The sequence below is a fragment of the Thermocatellispora tengchongensis genome (assembly GCF_014202315.1).
GTDB classification, from domain to species: domain Bacteria; phylum Actinomycetota; class Actinomycetes; order Streptosporangiales; family Streptosporangiaceae; genus Thermocatellispora; species Thermocatellispora tengchongensis.
Genome location: NZ_JACHGN010000007.1, coordinates 70569 through 88052, shown reverse-complemented (window position 1 = coordinate 88052; position 17484 = coordinate 70569). Strand labels below are relative to the sequence as shown.

At 75.1% G+C, this 17484-nt stretch carries 13 protein-coding genes; 9 read left to right on the top strand and 4 right to left on the bottom strand.

Annotated elements, in window-relative coordinates; translation table 11 throughout:
* Positions 1-17: 17 nt before the first annotated feature.
* The 5 genes from HNP84_RS17595 (at position 18) to HNP84_RS17575 (ending at position 8762) form a co-directional block, all read left to right on the top strand.
* The gene (locus HNP84_RS17595; RefSeq protein WP_185050826.1) at positions 18-434 is read left to right on the top strand and encodes a hypothetical protein; all 417 of its coding nucleotides are present in this window, start codon (positions 18-20) and stop codon (positions 432-434) included.
* Positions 431-820 carry a YciI family protein gene (locus HNP84_RS17590; RefSeq protein ID WP_185050825.1) on the top strand — a complete coding sequence of 130 codons (390 nt, stop codon included), beginning with the start codon at positions 431-433 and terminating at the stop codon, positions 818-820. Before HNP84_RS17595 ends, HNP84_RS17590 begins: the two co-directional genes overlap by 4 nt.
* A complete protein-coding gene (locus HNP84_RS17585; RefSeq protein WP_185050824.1) occupies positions 817-2091 on the top strand; it encodes an RNA polymerase sigma factor in 1275 nt (424 codons plus the stop codon). Before HNP84_RS17590 ends, HNP84_RS17585 begins: the two co-directional genes overlap by 4 nt.
* 237 nt (positions 2092-2328) lie before the next feature.
* Positions 2329-5427: an ATP-dependent helicase gene (locus HNP84_RS17580; protein ID WP_185050823.1), complete on the top strand. Its 3099-nt coding sequence runs from the start codon at positions 2329-2331 to the stop codon at positions 5425-5427.
* A gap of 8 nt (positions 5428-5435) precedes the next feature.
* Positions 5436-8762 carry an ATP-dependent helicase gene (locus HNP84_RS17575; RefSeq protein WP_246518340.1) on the top strand — a complete coding sequence of 1109 codons (3327 nt, stop codon included), beginning with the start codon at positions 5436-5438 and terminating at the stop codon, positions 8760-8762.
* Here HNP84_RS17575 and HNP84_RS17570 read toward each other — a convergent pair.
* The 4 genes from HNP84_RS17570 to HNP84_RS17555 are packed head-to-tail and all read right to left on the bottom strand — an operon-like array spanning position 8755 to position 14255.
* Complete coding sequence (locus HNP84_RS17570) at positions 8755-9864, bottom strand: alanine racemase (protein ID WP_185050822.1); 1110 nt, start codon at positions 9862-9864, stop codon at positions 8755-8757. The two genes, HNP84_RS17575 and HNP84_RS17570, sit on opposite strands and share 8 nt — an antisense overlap.
* The gene (locus HNP84_RS17565) at positions 9861-11417 is read right to left on the bottom strand and encodes an IucA/IucC family protein (protein ID WP_185050821.1); all 1557 of its coding nucleotides are present in this window, start codon (positions 11415-11417) and stop codon (positions 9861-9863) included. The genes HNP84_RS17570 and HNP84_RS17565 overlap by 4 nt, the downstream gene beginning before the upstream one ends.
* 46 nt (positions 11418-11463) lie before the next feature.
* The gene (locus HNP84_RS17560; protein WP_312925077.1) at positions 11464-13044 is read right to left on the bottom strand and encodes an IucA/IucC family protein; all 1581 of its coding nucleotides are present in this window, start codon (positions 13042-13044) and stop codon (positions 11464-11466) included.
* The gene (locus HNP84_RS17555; RefSeq protein WP_185050820.1) at positions 13041-14255 is read right to left on the bottom strand and encodes an ATP-grasp domain-containing protein; all 1215 of its coding nucleotides are present in this window, start codon (positions 14253-14255) and stop codon (positions 13041-13043) included. Before HNP84_RS17555 ends, HNP84_RS17560 begins: the two co-directional genes overlap by 4 nt.
* 195 nt (positions 14256-14450) lie before the next feature.
* Between HNP84_RS17555 and HNP84_RS17550 the strand changes: the two genes are divergently transcribed.
* The 4 genes from HNP84_RS17550 to HNP84_RS17535 form a co-directional block, all read left to right on the top strand.
* On the top strand, positions 14451-14876 hold the full coding sequence (locus HNP84_RS17550; RefSeq protein ID WP_185050819.1) for a hypothetical protein: 426 nt from the start codon (positions 14451-14453) through the stop codon (positions 14874-14876).
* Positions 14877-14903: 27 nt separating this feature from the next.
* On the top strand, positions 14904-16352 hold the full coding sequence (locus HNP84_RS17545; RefSeq protein WP_221336388.1) for a sensor histidine kinase: 1449 nt from the start codon (positions 14904-14906) through the stop codon (positions 16350-16352).
* A complete protein-coding gene (locus tag HNP84_RS17540) occupies positions 16349-17008 on the top strand; it encodes a response regulator transcription factor (protein ID WP_185050818.1) in 660 nt (219 codons plus the stop codon). The genes HNP84_RS17545 and HNP84_RS17540 overlap by 4 nt, the downstream gene beginning before the upstream one ends.
* 114 nt (positions 17009-17122) lie before the next feature.
* The coding region (locus tag HNP84_RS17535; protein ID WP_221336387.1) for a hypothetical protein at positions 17123-17484 on the top strand (362 nt) is incomplete at its 3' end.

The following is a 17484-nucleotide window of genomic DNA, read 5'->3' as shown; positions in this document are numbered from 1 at the left end:
CATCCGAGGAGAACTTCATGAACGCGACCAGCACCGCCCTGAACAGCCTGGCACCGCTCGTCGGCACCTGGGCCATCGACGGTCCCGGCCTGTCGGGGACGGTCCGCTACGAGTGGATGGACGGAGGCGGCTTCCTCGTGCAGCACGTCGAGCTCGTCCACGACGGTGAGGCCACCCGCGGCGTCGAATACATCGGCCTCCACGCCGAGAGCGGAGAACTGCGCTCGCATTTCTTCGCGCAGAGCGGCGAGATTCTGGAGTACGTCTACCAGCTTTCCGGTGATACGTTGACGATCTGGTACGGCGGCGTGGGCTCCCCGGCCAAGTTCGTCGGCACCTTCGACGCCGATCGGGTGCGCAACACCGGCGCCTGGCACTGGCCGGGCGGAGGCTACGAGTCGAACATGACGCGGGTGGAGGAGCCGGCCCGATGAAGTACATGATCATGACCTTCGGTGACGTGTCGGCCTGGGACACCCTCGGCCTCGGGGCCAAGGAGGCGACCTGGTCTCAGGAGGAGGTCGCCGAGCACTTCCGCGCCATGTCGGAGTTCTACGCCGACCTCGCCGCCTCCGGCGAGATGGTCACCGGCTTCGGGCTGGCCGACCCCTCGCACACGATGACGGTGGAGATCCGCGACGGGCGGCCCGTCGCCTCCGACGGGCCGTACGCCGAGGCCAAGGAGGTGCTGGCCGGGTTCGGGATCATCGACGTGGCCTCGCACGACCGGGCGGTCGAGCTGGCCGCCCGCTTCGCCGCGATCGTGCGGAGCCGGGTGGAGCTCCGGCCGGTCATGGACGACGCCGGCCGGGAGATGTGAGCGTACCCCCGCGGATCGAGGACCTGCTGCGCGAACTTGCGCCGCAGGTCCTCGGCGCGCTGACCCGCCGCTACGGCCACTTCGACCTGGCCGAGGAGGCGGTGCAGGAGGCGCTGCTGGCGGCCGCGACCCAGTGGCCCGGCCAGGGCGTGCCGGAGAATCCGCCGGGCTGGATGACCACCGTGGCCACTCGCCGCATGACCGACCTGCTGCGCAGCGAGCAGGCACGCCGGCGGCGCGAGCAGCAGGAGGCGTTGCGCGCGCTGCCCGGCGACCTGCTGGCGCCGGCGGCCGACGCCGCGCCCGCCGAGGACGCGGACGACAGTCTGCTGCTGCTGTTCATGTGCTGCCACCCCGCGCTGAACCCGCCCGCGCAGGTCGCGCTCACCCTGCGGGCGGTCGGCGGCCTGACCACGGCCGAGATCGCCCGCGCGCTCCTGCTGCCCGAGGCGACGCTCGCGCAGCGGATCACCCGCGCCAAGAAACGCATCGTGGAGGCGGGCGGCCGGTTCCGGATGCCCGGCGAGCAGGATCGCACGCGTCGTCTCGACGTCGTCCTGCACGTGCTGTACCTCATCTTCAACGAGGGCTACACCGCCACCTCGGGGGAGTCGCTGCACCGTGGCGAGTTGTGCGCCGAGGCGATCCGCCTGGCCCGGATGGTGCACCGGTCGCTGCCCGATGTGCCCGAGGTGAACGGACTGCTCGCGGAGATGCTGCTCACCGACGCCCGCCGTCCGGCCCGCATCGGCCCGGACGGCGAACTGGTGCCGCTCGCGGAACAGGACCGGGGCCTGTGGAACCGGTCCATGATCGATGAAGGCATCGCACTGCTGACCGCCGCCCTGCCGCGGAGACGGCCGGGGCCCTACCAACTCCAGGCCGCGATTGCCGCCGTGCACGCCGAGGCGCCGCGCTTCGAGGACACCGACTGGGCGCAGATCGTCGCCCTCTACGAGGTCCTCGACCGGCTCGCCGACAACCCGGTCGTCACGTTGAACCGCGCCGTGGCGGTCGCGATGCTGAACGGCCCCGCCGCCGGCCTGGCCCTGCTGGAGAAAGCGGCCCGCGACCAGCGGATGGCCGGGCACCACCGGCCGCACGCCGTACGCGGGCACCTGCTTGAGCAGGCCGGTGACAAGGCGGCCGCGGTCGCGGAGTACCGCACCGCGGCCCGGCTCACGACCAGCCTCCCCGAGCGCCGCTATCTGCTGACCCGTGCCGCCCGCCTGGATGGAACGGACGGGAACCCCGCGCCGCCCGGCCCCTGAGCGTCGGTTCCGGCCCGATCGGCTCCACGGGCGCATACCGAAGCCGTATGGGCGGCGTGTCGGGGTTGGGATGGGCCGTGGGGGCGATAGCGTGATTTGCCGGGTTATGGGGTTGTGGACGAGCGGTGGGGGCAACTCGGCACGATCTTCCCTTGAGGTCTGGTGGAATGCTGAGTTGTGAGTGGTCAGACCTGGCGTTTGGTGCGGAGCGGAGCCTCGGGGCCGGTTGCGGCGCCTGTGCTCGACGAGCATCAGCGGGCGGTGGTGGAGCATGAGGGCGGGCCGCTGCTCGTGCTGGCCGGGCCGGGCACCGGGAAGACCACCACGATCGTGGAGGCCGTGGTGGAGCGGGTCGAGCGGCGGGGGGTCGATCCGGAGCGGGTGCTGGTGCTCACCTTCAGCCGGAAGGCCGCCGACGAGCTGCGCGAGCGGATCACCGCGCGCATGCGGCGCACCACGCGTACGCCGCTCGCGCTGACGTTCCACAGCTACGCCAACGCGCTGTTGCGGCGGGACGCGGTGCTGGCGGGGGAGCCGCCGCCGCGGTTGCTGACCGGGCCGGAGCAACTGCTGGAGATCCGGCGGCTGCTGCACGGCGAGGTGGAGGACGGGGCCCTGGACTGGCCGTTGCGGCTGCGGGAAGTGATCAAGACGCGGGGGTTCGCGGAGGAGTTGCGCGACTTCCTCGCGCGTGCGGCCGAGCGGGGGCTCGACGGGGAGGATCTGGCGGCGCTCGGGCGCGAGCACGGGCGCGACGACTGGTCGGCCGCCGGGCGGTTCCTGGAGCGCTACCACGCGCGGTTCGATCTCGACCCGGAGCCGACCCTGGACTACGCCGAGCTGATCCGGGCCGCGGGGGCGCTGCTGAGCCGCGACGGGGAGGTGCGGGCGCGGGAGCGGGCGGCGTACGACGTGATCTTCGTGGACGAGTACCAGGACACCGACCCGGCCCAGGACCTCATCCTGCGGCAGCTCGCGGGCGACGGGCGGGATCTGGTGGCCGTGGGCGACCCGGACCAGTCCATCTACGGGTTCCGGGGGGCCGAGGTGGACGGCATCCTGGGGTTCCCGCAGCGCTTCCGGACCGCCGACGGGCAGGAGGCGCCGGTGGTGGCGTTGCGCACGTGCCGCAGAATGGGCGGGCGGCTGATCGCGGCCTCGCGGCGGGTGGCCGCCCGGCTGCCGTCCTCGCTCGGGCGGGAGCACCGGGACCTGCGGGCCCTGGACGACGCGCCCGAGGGCGAGGTGCGGGTGCTGCTGGCCGACAGCGCCAGCCAGGAGGCGGCGGTCGTGGCCGACGCGCTGCGCCGGGCGCACCTCCTCGACGGGGTGCCGTGGTCGCGCATGGCCGTGCTCGTACGCTCCGCCGTACGCCAGGTGCCGCTGCTGCGCCGCGCGCTCGGCACGGCCGGCGTGCCGGTCGTGGTGGCCGGGGACGAGCTGCCCCTCGCGGCCGAGCCCGGCGTACGCCCCCTGCTCACCCTGCTCCGGGTGGCCCTGCGTGCCGAGGAACTGGACGAGAGCGTGGCCGAGGAGCTGCTGACCGGCCCGCTCGGCGGCACCGACATGATCGGGGTGCGGCGGCTGCGCCGGGCGCTGCGGATCGCCCACCTGGAGAACGACGACGCCGTGCCGTCGGGGGAGCTGCTGGTCGCCGCCGTCGCCGAGGGCCGGGGGCTGGCGCTGGTGGAGGACCACGTGGCCGCGCCCGCCGAGCGGGTGTCGCGGCTGCTCGCGGTCGCCCGGCGGGCCGTCGCCGACGGCGGCACCGCCGAGGACGTGCTGTGGGAGGTCTGGGAGGCCAGTGGGCTGGCCAGGCGGTGGAGCGAGCTGAGCCTGGGCGGCGGGGCGCGCGGAGCCCAGGCCGACCGCGATCTGGACGCCGTCGTCGCCCTGTTCGACCAGGCCGCCCGGTTCGTGGACCGGCTGCCCATGGCCGGGCCCGAGGTGTTCCTGGACGACCTGGCCTCCCAGGAGATCGCGGGCAACACGCTGGCCGCCCACGCCCCCGAGGGCGAGTCGGTGCGCATCCTCACCGCCCACCGGGCCAAGGGCCTGGAGTGGGACGTCGTGGTGGTCGCGGGGGTGCAGGAGGGGATCTGGCCCGACCTGCGGCTGCGCGGTTCGATGCTGGGCACCGAGCAGATGGTCGAGCTGTCGCGGGGCACGGCCGTGGACGCCGCCGACGTGGCCGCGGCGGCGCTGGCGTCCAAGCTGCTGGCCGAGGAGCGCCGGCTGTTCTACGTGGCCGCCACGCGGGCCCGCCGCCGGCTCGTCGTGACCGCCGTGGGCGGCGAGGACACCGACGAGCGGCCCTCCCGGTTCCTGGAGGAGCTGTGCCCCGGCGGTGTCGAGGAGGTCGGAGCCGGCGACCGGGCGCGCTGGCTGAGCATGTCCGCGCTGGTCGCCGACCTGCGCCAGGCGGTGTGCGACCCGGCCCGCCCCGCCCGCGTACGCCAGTCGGCCGCCGCCCATCTCGCCCGGCTGGCCGAGGCGGGGGTGCCGGGCGCGCACCCCGACGAGTGGTACGGCCTGACCCCGATCACCGACGACCGGCCCCTCGGCTGGCCCGACGACGTGGTGCGCATCTCGCCCTCGGCGGTGGAGAGCTTCACCAAGTGCGGCCTGCGCTGGCTGCTGGAGACCTCGGTCGGCGCGGCCGGCACCAGCGCGGCCCAGGGGCTCGGCACGATCGTGCACGCCCTGGCGGTCCTGGCCGCGACCGGCACCCCCGACGGCGACACGCTGGGCGAGCGGCTGGACCAGGTGTGGGACTCCCTGGACTTCGGCGGCGCGTGGTTCAACCGCAAGCAGCGCCAGGTGGCCGAGCAGATGGTCAGCAGGTTCGTACGCTGGCACAAGGAGAACCCGCGCGAGCTGGTCGCGCTGGAGGAGGCGTTCACGGCGATGGTCGCCGAGGGCGTGGAGATCCGGGGCCGGGTGGACCGGGTCGAGCGCGACGGCGACGGCCGGGCGGTGATCATCGACATCAAGACCGGCGGGTCGAAGCCGTCGCAGGCCGACCTGGACCGGCATCCGCAGCTCGGCGTGTACCAGCTCGCCGCGCTGCTGGGCGCGTTCCGCAGGCACGGGCTGACCGAGCCGGGCGGCGCGGCGCTGGTCCAGGTGGGCAAGGCGGCCGGGCGCGACGCCCGCGAGCAGACGCAGCGCCCGCTGGGCGAGGACGACGACCCGGGCTGGGCCAAGGACCTCGTCGAGACGGTCGCGGTCGGCATGTCGGGCCCGTTCTTCCAGGCGAAGGTCAACGACGGCTGCCGTACGTGCGCCGCCCGCGCGAGCTGCCCCGTCAACGACGCCGGGGGCCAGGTGTGCTGACGGGTGTGCTGAACGAGTCCCCCGGCCCGCTGCGCGCGGTCGAGCTGGCCGAGCGCCTGGGCATCCTGCCGCCCACGCCCGAGCAGGCCGCGGTGATCGAGGCCCCGCTCGAACCGATGGTGGTGATGGCGGGCGCCGGGTCGGGCAAGAGCGAGACCATGGCCGGGCGGGTGGTCTGGCTGGTGGCCAACGGGCTGGTGCGCCCGGAGCGGGTGCTCGGGCTCACCTTCACCCGCAAGGCCGCCGCCGAGCTGCTGGCGCGGGTGCGCAAGCGCCTGGCCGGGCTCGCCGAGGCCAAGCTGGTGCCGCCGGAGCTGCTGGACGAGGAGCCCACGGTCTCCACCTACCACTCCTACGCGGCCCGCCTGGTCACCGACCACGCCCTGCGCGAGGCGCTGGAGCCGACCATGCGCCTGGTCCCGCCCGCCGTCTCCTGGCAGATGGCCACCCGGGTGGTCAGCATGTACGACGGCCCGATGGAGCACCTCGACTGGGGCCCGGCGACCGTCACCCGGGCCGTGCTGGACCTGGCCGGCGAGATGGCCGAGCACCTGCGCGGCCCCGGCGACGTACGCGAGCTGGGCGAGTGGCTGGCGCAGAAGCTGGCCGAGGCGCCCGGCCGGACCACGCTGGCCCAGCGTCGCCCGCTGGCCGTGCAGCGCGCCCGCGAGCAACTGCTGCCGCTCGTGGAGGCGTACGCGCGGCTGAAGAAGGCGCGCGAGGTCATCGACTACGGCGACCAGATGGCCCTGGCCGCGCGCATCGCCGCCAACCACCCGGAGGTGGGGCGGATCGAGCGCGACCGGTTCAGCGTGGTGCTGCTGGACGAGTACCAGGACACCAGCCACGCCCAGCTCGTGCTGCTCCGCTCGCTGTTCGGCGGCGGGCACCCGGTGACGGCCGTGGGCGACCCGTGCCAGTCGATCTACGGCTGGCGCGGCGCCTCCGCGGGCAACCTGACCCGCTTCGCCACCGACTTCCGCACCGCCAGCGGCGACGAGGCCCCGGTACGCCGCCTGTCGGTCAGCTTCCGCAACGGCGACCGGGTGCTCGACGTGGCGGCCCGGGTGCAGCTCCCGCTGCGCATGGAGGCCCGCGAGGTGTCGGTGCTCGTGCCCGGCCCGAACCGGGTGGACCGGGGCCGGGTGCTGTGCGCCTTCCATGAGACCGCCGAGGATGAGGCCCGCTGGATCGCCGAGGGCGTGCTCGGGCTGCTGGGCAAGGAGACCGCCCCCGACGGGCTGCCGTGGGGCGAGGGCGAGCGCGACCGCGCCAAGCCGAGCAACTGGGGCCCGCCGCAGGCGCTCCAGCCGGCCGACATCGCGATCCTGGCGCGCCGCCGCGCGCAGTTCCCCGCGATCCGCCGGGCGCTGGAGGAGCGCGGGGTGCCGGTCGAGGTGGTCGGCCTGGGCGGGCTGCTCACCGTGCCCGAGGTCGCCGATGTCGTGGCCACCCTCCGCGTCCTGTACGACCCGACCGCCGGCGACGCGCTCGTCCGCCTGCTCGCCGGACCCCGCTGGCGCGTCGGCCCGGCCGACCTGAAGACCCTGGGCGACCTGGCCCGCGAGCTGAACCGCGAGCTGCACCGCGACGACCCCGACGGCCCCGTCCCCGACGGCGACCCGCTGGACCAGGTCGTGGCCGACATGGCCGAGGAGCGCGGCAGCCTGGTGGACGCCCTGGACGAGCTGCCCGACCGCCCGGAGTGGCTGGAGAAGTTCTCCCCGCTGGCCCGCATCCGGCTGGTGGCGATGGCGCAGGAGCTGCGCGCCCTGCGCGCGCACGCGGGGCAGCCGCTGCCCGACCTGATCACCGAGATCGAGCGCCGCTCCGGCCTGGACGTCGAGGTGGCCGCGCAGGCGGGCCCGGCCGGGGCGTTCGCCGCCCGCGCCGACCTGGACGCGTTCCTGGACGCCGCCGCCCGCTTCGCCGGCGACGCCGAGGACCCGACGCTGGGCGCGTTCCTGGCCTACCTGAAGGCGGCCGACGAGGAGGAGAACGGCCTGGACGCCGGGCGGGTCGGCGAGAGCAACAGCGTCAAGCTGATGACCATCCACGCCTCCAAGGGCCTGGAGTGGCCGGTCGTGGTCGTGCCGGGCCTGTCGCAGCTCCGCTCCAAGTCGGGCGCCCTGGCCACCGGCACGGTCTTTCCCGCCAGGCCGGTCACCTCGCCGCGCTGGACCGAGAACCCGCGCAAGCTGCCGTACCCGCTGCGCGGCGACGCCCGCGACCTGCCCCGGCTGGGCGGGCTGACCAAGGAGGAGCTGGCGGCCTTCGACGAGGAGTGCCGCGAGCGCGACCTGATGGAGGAGCGGCGCCTGGCGTACGTCGCGGTGACCCGGGCCCACTACCTGCTCATCGCCTCCGGCTACCGGTGGGGGAGCGCGGCCAAGCCGCTGGAGCCGTCCGACTTCCTGCTGGAGATCCGCGAGACCTGCGGCCGGGTCGCCCACTGGGCCCCCGACCCGGAGGAGGGCGCGGCCAACCCCCTGCTCGCCGAGCCCGCCCAGGCGATCTGGCCGGTCACCCCCGAGGGCGCCCGCTACGAGGCCATGCTCGACGGCGCCCGCCTGGTCGAGGCCGCCCTCGACGGCCGATCCTCGCCCGGCGACGAGCACACCCCGCTGCGGGAGAGGGAGCGGGAGCGGATGGAGGCGTGGCAGCGCGACACCGAGCTGCTGCTGCGCGAGCGGGAGCGGGTGCGCCGCAGGCCCGCGACGATCGTGGAGCTGCCCGAGCGGCTGACCGTCTCACAGCTCGTCACCCTGGCCGCCGACCCCGCCGAGCTGGCCCGGCGCGTACGCCGCCCGGTGCCGGCCAAGCCGGCGCCGCTGGCCAGGCGGGGCACGGCGTTCCACCGCTGGCTGGAGCAGCGGTGGGGCCAGCAGCGGCTGCTGGACGAGCTGGACCTGCCCGGCGCCTCCGACGACATCGCCGAGGCCGATGTGCGCCTGGCCGAGCTCCAGGAGCGGTTCGAGCAGAGCGAGTGGGCCGGGCGGGAGCCGCTGGACATGGAGGTCCCGTTCGAGACCGTGATCGCCGACCGGGTGGTGCGCGGCCGGATGGACGCGGTGTTCGCCACGCCCGACGGGGCGTACGAGGTGGTGGACTGGAAGACCGGCGAGCCCCCGCGCGGCAAGGCGGCCAGGGCCGCGTCGGTGCAGCTCGCGGCGTACCGGCTGGCCTGGGCCGCGCTGGCGGGGGTGCCGCTGGAGCGGGTCGGCGCGGCCTTCCACTACGTACGCGCCAACCGGACGGTGCGCCCGGTCGATCTGCTCGACACCGCCGGCCTGGTCGCCCTGATCGAGTCGGTGGAAGCCGTGAACGCTACGTGACGTAGTGGAAGGCCGGCTTCGGGTGCATCAGGAAGTCGTGGTGGGAGATCGTGTAGGCGTACGCCCCGGCCATGGCGAAGGCGATCGTGTCGCCGGGCCGCAGCGAGGCGACCGGCACCCGGCGGGCCAGCACGTCCTTGGGCGTGCAGAGCTGGCCGACCACGGTCACCGGGGCGTCGCTGACCTCCTGGCCCGCGCCGGTCGGCAGCACCGCGAACGGCTGGTCGTGGCCCTTGGCCACGGGGGTGCGCAGGTGGTGGGTGCCTCCCGCGACCACCGCGAACACCTCGCCGTGCACCCGCTTGAGGTCCAGCACCCGGGTGACGTACCAGCCGCAGTACGCCGTGAGCGCGCGCCCCGGCTCGATCCGCAGCGTCTCGCCCGGCGCGCGCAGCCCGGCCAGGCCCGCGCCGTACGCCGCCCAGTCGAACCGGGCCGCCGGGTCGGTGTACGACACCGCCATGCCGCCGCCGAGCACCACCTCGGGCAGGCCGAGCCGCCGGCCCTCGGCCAGCACCGCGCGGGCCAGGTCCAGCAGCGCGGGCGCGTCCAGGCCGCTGGCCAGGTGAGCGTGCACGCCGCGCAGCCGCACCCGGCCGCCCGCCCCGAGCAGGTCCAGGCACTCGGCGACGCCCTCGCCGTCCATGCCGAACGGGGTCGCGCCGCCGCCCATCGCCAGCACGGCCCCGGCCACCGGGACGTCCAGGTTCAGCCGGAGCAGCACGTCCACCGGCTGCCCGTCGCGGGCGAGCAGGCGGCGCAGCTCGCCGGGGCTCTCGACGTGCAGCCGGGCGACCCCGGGGGCCATGGCCAGCTCGGCATCGGTCTTGCCCGGCCCGCCGAAGGCGATCGGCGCCCCCGGCCGGCAGGCCCGCACGTGCGCCAGCTCGCCGCCGGAGGACACCTCGAACCCGTCCACGTGCGGGGCCAGGGTCTCCAGCAGCCGGGGATCGGGGTTGGCCTTGACCGCGTAGTACAGCTCGGTGCCCGGCAGCGCCGCCCGCACCGCCGCCGCGTGCGCGTCCAGGCCCGGCAGGTCGTAGACGTAGGCGGGCACGGAGTCCAGCCGCTCGGCCAGCGCGCGCACTCCGTCGGGAATCATGACGCCGCCAGCGGGTTCGGCACCGGCACGTAGCCCGCGGCGCGGTCGGCCGAGCGGGACCAGCGCACGCCCAGGTTGGCCTTGCCGGGCAGGGCCGGGCCGGTGAGCAGCTCCCGCATCCGCTCGCCGGGATGGTCCTCCAGCACCTCCGCGGCCAGGCGCCACAGCCGCCGCAGCGCCCGCTCCGAGCCCGCGGCCAGCGTTGCGGCGATCTCGGCGAGGTGGTTGACCACCAGGCAGTACACCACCCGGTTCCAGCCCCGGTCGGCGTCGTAGGTGAGCGGCCCCGCCACGCCGGGCGGCAGCGCGGCGAGCGCGGGGTGGCCGGGCAGCAGCTTGGTGCCCTCCAGGTCGCGGAAGACGGCCTCCACCGGCATGCCCCGCTCGTCCAGCCCGGCCAGCACGTTCTGCAGGTGCGGCTCCAGCACCACCCCGTGCCGGAAGTACGCGTCGAGCACCGGCGGCGCCACCCGCGCCACGTACGCCGCCCACCACCGCTCCGGCTCCTCGTGCGCCCGCGGCGGCAGGTGCCCCGCGGCCAGCGCGCCCGCCAGGACCGGGGTGACACCGGGCGAGACCACCGTGCGCGGGTCGGCCCGGATGATCACGCCGAGCCCTTCCAGCAGCCGGGTGCCGAGGGCCGCGGAGCGGTAGCCGGGCTCGGGCAGCCAGCGGGTGCCGGGGACGCGGGCGGCGAGGTCGGCGAAGACCGGGGTCAGGTGCTCGGTGAGCGCGACCGCGCCGGCCAGCTCGTACCAGGCGTTCTTGCGCACGCAGTTGGTGATCCGCACGTCCAGGCTGAACTTCAGGCACATCCCGGTCGCCGGGTCCCAGACGGTGCGCACCGACGAGGTGGGCACGACGTGGCGCGGGGCCGGGCCGAGGTCGAGCAGGCGGCCGTCGGCGAGCGCGGCGGCCGGCTCGGAGCCGAGCAGATCGAGCTGCCAGGGGTGGGCGGGCAGCGCGGCGTAGCCCTCCGGGGCGGGGTGGGCCGCGTCGAGCACGGCGGTGTCGCCCGCCTCGGCGAGCAGGTCGCGCCGCACCGCGAGCATCCGCAGCGGGAAGGAGGCGTGGGCCTCCGGCGCGTACGCCGGCCAGTCCTCGCCGCCCCGCGCCTTCGGGCTCGGGTGGAACGGGTGCCCGAACACCAGCGCCTGCTCCGAGGCGAGCCAGCGGTCGCGTGGCGGCTCGGCGTCGGCGCGGGCCTTGAGCATCAGCGCCAGCGCCTCGCGGCTGCCGGCCACCTGCCCGGCGAACTCCTCGTTGCTCCCGTCCAGCTCCCGCTCCACCAGCCGGACCATCCGCTCGACGGTGAGCGGGCGCCACTCGCCGCCGTCTTCGCGGTACTCGGGCGCGCCGGTGAACCGCAGCGCGATCCCGCCGGCCGCCCGCACCCGGATCTCGGCGCCGGCCGCGTGCAGCAGCAGGTGGGCGCCGTCCGTACGCGCCGCGCCGCGCGGGCCCGCCACCTCCCGCGCGTAGCAGCGCAGCAGGGCCGCCAGCGTCACGTCGTCGGCGACGGAGACGGGGGAATCGAGCACGAGGCTGTCCACGTATGGAGCCTTCCTTCTTGGATCCTTCTCGGATCAGGTGATGTGGTCAGTGGCCGGGCGCGCGGCGCAGGTAGTTCGGCCCGCTGGTGCCGTAGTACTTGTTCACGTCGGCGGCGCCGGTGCGGGACTTCGCCACCAGCGTGCCCGCGGTGATCATGGACTTGCCGACGAGGCGGGCGGCGTCGAGCGTGCGGGCCCGCAGCAGCCGGGCCATCGGGTGGTCGCCGTGCTCCTCCAGCGCCGCGCCCAGCGTGTCGGTCAGCAGCTTGCGCGCCAGGCCGCCGGGCAGCGCGCCGAACGCGACCGCCGCCGCCGCGAGGTGCAGCGTGATCGTCACGAACACGTCGGCCAGGGCGTGCGGGTCGTCGCCGAACATGCGCGGGTCGGCGAACTCCGGCACCGTGACGCCAGCCTCGCGCAGCCTGCCGGGCGAGGCGAGCAGCCCGTCGTTGTCCTTGATCAGCAGGGTGGGCGGGCCGTCGCCGAGCACCAGGGCCAGGTTCTGCTGGTGCGCCTCCAGCGCCACCCCGTAGCGCACGAACAACGTCACGTTCCAGCGCAGCAGCACGGTCAGGTAGTCGGCCAGGAAGCCCGCCACGTCGCCGCCGGAGACCTCCTCGATCACCGTGCGCCCGCCCGGCGCGGGGGCGAGCAGGCCCGCCACCGGCACGATCTCGCCCGGCGGCAGGCGGCGTACCATCCAGGCCAGGTACTCGTGCCCGGCGTGCGCGTGCTCCTGCTCCTCCGCCAGCGCGATCCGGCCCCCGGCCGCGGGCTCGCGCGCCGCGATCTCGCGCAGCAGCAGCTCGGCGGCGGCGCCGTCGGCGAGCGTGCCCGGCTTGATGGAGCGCCGGTTGCGCAGGCCGAGCGTGCTGGTGGCGAGCGGCAGCTTCAGGTGCGTACGCGCGCCGGCCGCGACCGTGCGCATCGACAGCGTCGGCCGCACGGCCAGATGCGGCTCCGGGAGCAGCCGGACCCCGGGGATCTCGGCCACCGCCGCCGCCGACAGCGGGTGCACCGGGAACACCGCCTCCCCCTCGGGCGCCCCCGGGGGCCGCCACGGGAGCGGGGCGGTCGCCCGCACCCGCCCGGCCGGGACCAGGGCCCAGCGCAGCTCGAACTCCGGCGCGAACTCGGGCGCGTACGCCCGCAGGTCGGCGTCGGACAGCCCGTGCCGGGCGCGGGCGGTGGGGTAGACCGGGTGATCGACGAACGCGGCCAGGGTCTCGTACCGCAGCGGGTCGCCCCGGTCGATTCCGGCCAGCACCGCCTCCCGCCGGGTCTCGTGCAGCTCCAGCGCGCGCAGCGCCGCCGCGCACTCCGCCTCGAACGCCCGCACGCCCTCGGCGTCGGCCGGGTCGGCCACCTCGGCCAGGGCGTCCAGCACCGTGCGCAGCGACGGGCGCTCGTCCGGCGCCACCACGTAGTCCTGGAACAGCCCGCCCGGCGACAGCCGGATCGTGGCGCCGGGGCGGCCCGGCAGGTGGACCGCCACCCCGTCCTTGCTGTGCGCGACCCGCGCGGACAGCCCGCCGTAGTCCTCGCGCAGCAGCGCGTTCAGCACCCGCGCGGCCAGGTACGCCTCCGCGCCGCCCCGCTCCGGCGCCGCGCTGACCGCGCCGCTCACGGCGCCGCTTCCGCGGGGCGCTCGGCGCCGGCGATGGTCCACGGGTGCGCGGCGCGGAACGCCTCCAGCGCGGCGTCCACCGCCGCCGGGCCGGGGCCGATCGCGCGCAGGATGCCGAGGTAGTCGCGGTTGGTGTGGCCGACCTCCACGCGCTCGCCGACAGCGCGCAGCGGCCGGTGCCACAGCCGCACCGCCTCGCCCGGCTCGGGCGTGACCGGCGGGGGCGCGGCGGTGATCGTGCCGGACCGCTCGGCCACCACGCTCAGCGCCGTCGCGTACGCCGGCGCCGGCTCGGGCTCGGCGACCGCCAGCGGCTCGCCCAGGTGCACCCGCAAGATCCACTCAAACAGCGGGACGCCGAGCAGGTCGGCCAGCAGGAAGTCGCAGTGGTCGCCGATCACCCGGTAGTTGATCTCGATGATCCGCGGCCCGGCGGCGGTCAGCGCGTACTCGGTGTGGCAGGCGCCGAAGCCCACGCCCAGCGCCTTCAGCGCGGACAGCACGTGCTCCTCGCCCTCGCGCGGGCCGGGCCGCCAGTCCAGGCGTTCCTCCACGAAGTGCGGCAGCGGGCCGAGCGTGGTGGCGAACCCGCCGAGCACCCGGGTGGTACGGCCGTCGCCCAGGGTCTCCAGCGTGCGCAGCGGCCCCTCCAGGTACTCCTCGACCACCAGGGCCTCGCCCGGACGGCGGGCCCCGATCTCGCGTACGGCGTGGGCCAGCTCGGCGGCGTCGCGCACCAGGACGACGTCCTCGCTGGCCACGCCCTCGCGCGGCTTGACCACGGCCGGCAGCGGCACGGCCGCGGGGTCGGCCGCCTGGCCGGGCGCGAGGCGTACGGACCTGACGCGCTCGACCCCCGCCTCGGCCAGCGCCCGCCGCGCCAGCGCCTTGTTCTTGGCCGAGGCGCAGGCCCGCCAGTCCTTGCCCGGCAGCCCGAAGTAGGCCGCGGCGAGCGCGGTCTCGGCCTGGATGTGGTCGGAGTTGGTGAAGATCGCGTCGGGCCGGTGGTGGTGCGCGATCGTGTCGATCACGGCGCGCGGGTCGCGCACGTCGCAGTCGAGCACTTCCGTACCGGGCGTCTCCGCGGCCTGACCGTGCCGCTCGGGCCGGTCGGTGAGTAGGGTGATCTCGCAGCCGAGGGCACGGGCGGCGGGCAGGAACCCGTCGGTGACGGAGTCGGTCGGTTTGAGCGCGGTGACGTACAGCCGCACGCGCACCTCCGTGGATCAGGTAAGGCTAACCTAACCCCACGTATCCTAGCCCGCTGGAGATCACCTCGCGGCCCGAGTGAACAATGTGGCTATTGTCCGGTGTCCTGCCGCCGGCTCTCCACCAGGGGCGAACATGAGAGCCTTCTCATCGTCGTCTCACCGCGTTCTCGCAGATCCCGGCCTACGGTGGCAGGCATGAGCCGCCTTCCCGTCGTGACAGCCATCCTCGGCGCCCTCACCGCCGCGTTCGCGATGGCCGGGCTGGTCGTCGCCCTGGGCGCCGACCCGCCCAACCTCGGCGGCGCCATCGTCATCTCCAGCACGCCGTCCCCCGAGCCCAGCGACCGCGGCAGGTCCAACGCCGCGGCCGACCCCGCCGCGAAGGACGACCCCGCCGCCAAGGACGACCCCGCCGCCAAGGACGGCCCCCGCGACGGAGCCACCGACGGCTCACCCGGCGCGACCGCCACCCCCTCGCCGAGCGCGACACCGCCGGCCAAGACCCCCTCCTCCCGCAAAACCGGCGACTCCAAGCAGGTCGATCCGCCCGCGCCGCCCCGAGGCGACGGCGGAGACGACGATGACGACGACGGCGGAGAGGGCGGAGACGACGATGACTGAGCGGGCGGCCGCGGCGGGCGTGCCACGGTGAGCGCCCGCGCCCGCATCGTCGGCTGGGTGCTGCTCGTCGCCGCGCTCGCGCTCACCGTCTCGGTCTTCTCCACCTGGCACATCCTGCTCACCCGGGTGGAGGACCGGGTGAACGCCGAGCTGTTCAACGAGGTGCAGAAGCTGCGCCTGTACGCCGAGCGCTCGCCCGAGCGCGACGTGGAACGGGTGCTCACCGGGCACCTCCAGGTCAACGCGCCCGACCGCTACGAGACCTTCTTCACCATCCTCGACGGCCGTGCCGACCGGCGTACCTTCGCGGCCCCGCTCGCCCGCATCGACACCGACGACGCGCTCGTGGCCCGCATGGCCGCGGCCGAGAAGGCCGAGTACGGCTGGGCCGACAGCGCCGCCGGCCAGGTGCGCTACGCGGTCGTGCCCGTGAGCGACGGACGGCGCTCCGGGGCGTTCGTGATCGTGGCCTTCTACGACTACCAGCGCGAAGAGGTCATGGACGCGATGCGCGCCCTGACCGTGACCGCCCTGGTCGCCCTGGCCCTGGCCGGGGCGGCGGGCTGGCTGGTCGCGGGCAGGGTGCTCGCGCCGATACGGCTGGTCCGGCAGACCGCCGAGCGCATCAGCGACTCCACCGACCTCACCCGGCGCCTCCAGGTGTCCGGCAACGACGACGTGGCCGCGCTCGCCGCCACCTTCAACCACATGCTGGACCGGCTGGAGAACGCCTTCGCCGCGCAGCGGGCCTTCGTGGACGACGCCGGCCACGAACTGCGCACCCCCATCACGGTCATCCGCGGCCACCTGGAGCTCATGGGCGACGACCCCGCCGACCGCGCCGAGACGATCGCGCTGGTCACCGACGAGCTGGCCCGCATGCACCGCATCGTGGACGACCTGCTCACCCTCGCCAAGGCCGGACAACCCGACTTCGTCGTGCTCGACGACGTGGAACCCGCCGACCTCACGCTCAGCGTGCTCGCCAAGGCGCGCGCGCTCGGCGAGCGCAACTGGCGCGTGGACGAGGTCGCCGACGCGCGCATCCGCGCCGACGGCCAGCGGATCACCCAGGCCCTGATGCAACTGCTCGCCAACGCCGTCCGGCACACCACGCCCGGCGACGTCGTGGCCGTCGGCTCGGCGCTGCGCGCGGACACGGTCCTCTTCTGGGTGCGCGACTCCGGCCCCGGCGTGCGTCCGGAGGACCGCGAGCGCATCTTCACCAGGTTCGTACGCGACGGGAGCCGCGAGCACCAGGGCGCGGGCCTCGGCCTGGCGATCGTACGCTCGATCGCCGAGGCGCACGGGGGCCACGCGCACGTCGAGGAGGCCGAGGGCGGCGGCGCCCTGTTCGTCATCACCCTGCCCTACGTCCCGGCCGAGGACCCCTTCCCCGCGCCGGCCGGGAACGGAGCGGAGGACGACTGCTGCGAACCGTGCGGGGACGAACGTACGGAGGAGTTGGCCCGGTGAACCGGATTCTCATCGCCGAGGACGAGGCCAGGATCGCCTCCTTCCTGGAGAAGGGCCTGCGCGGCAACGGCTTCGTCACCACCGTCGTGGCCGACGGCGTGGAGGCGTACGAGCACGCCGCCGGCGGCGAGTACGACCTGCTGATCCTGGACATCGGGCTGCCCCGGCGCGACGGGTTCGCCGTGCTGCGCCGCCTGCGCGAGGAACACGCCACGATCCCGGTCATCATCCTCACCGCCCGCGACAGCGTGGCCGACACCGTGGCCGGCCTCACCGGGGGCGCCGACGACTACATCGCCAAGCCGTTCGCGTTCGAGGAGTTGCTCGCACGCGTGCGGCTGCGGCTGCGGGGCGACCGCGTGCCCGAGGTGACCGTGCTGCGCGTCGGAGACCTGGCGCTGGACCTGCGGGCCCGCCGCGTACGGGTCGGGCAGCGCGTGGTGGACCTGTCCACCCGCGAGTTCGCCCTGGCCGAGGTGTTCTGCCGCCATCCGGACCAGGTGCTCACCCGCGAGCAGCTTCTCAGCCACGTCTGGGGCTTCGACTTCGACCCCGGCTCCAACGTGGTGGACGTCTACGTCCGCTACCTCCGCCGCAAGATCGGCCACGACCGCATCCAGACCGTCAGGGGCACCGGCTACCGTCTGTGCCCATAGTCACGCTGCGTCACTCATGTGAGTGCTCTCATTCTCGCCTCACGATGGCCTCACCGGCGCCCCGGAAGCTGGAGTCATCCGCGGAAAGGCCGCGGAGCACCGACAGGAGGGTCAATGACTCCGGCTATCCGGCGGGCGCTGCTCGCCATCGCGATCGCACTCGGGCTCGGCACCGCGGGCACCGCCCTCGCCGCCCCCGCCGTGGCCGCCCCCACTCCCCAGACCGCCACCGTCATGGCGGTGAGCGATGACGACGACGATGACGACGGTGACGACGACGGCGACGACGACGGCCGGGCGCACCAGAGCGCCCGCGCCGACGACGACGGTGACGACGACGGTCGTGGCGATGACGACGGCCGGGAGCGTCAGAGCGCCCGTGCCGACGACGACGGTGACGACGACGGTCGTGGCGATGACGACGGCCGGGAGCGTCAGAGCGCCCGTGCCGACGACGACGGTGACGACGACGGTCG

Excerpts from the sequence above, each read along its gene's own strand:
- HNP84_RS17595 (WP_185050826.1), top strand. The coding sequence starts at position 18 with ATGAACGCGACCAGCACCGCCCTGAACAGCCTGGCACCGCTCGTCGGC.
- HNP84_RS17590 (WP_185050825.1), top strand. The coding sequence starts at position 431 with ATGAAGTACATGATCATGACCTTCGGTGACGTGTCGGCCTGGGACACC.
- HNP84_RS17570 (WP_185050822.1), bottom strand. The coding sequence starts at position 9,864 with ATGATTCCCGACGGAGTGCGCGCGCTGGCCGAGCGGCTGGACTCCGTG.
- HNP84_RS17550 (WP_185050819.1), top strand. The coding sequence starts at position 14,451 with ATGAGCCGCCTTCCCGTCGTGACAGCCATCCTCGGCGCCCTCACCGCC.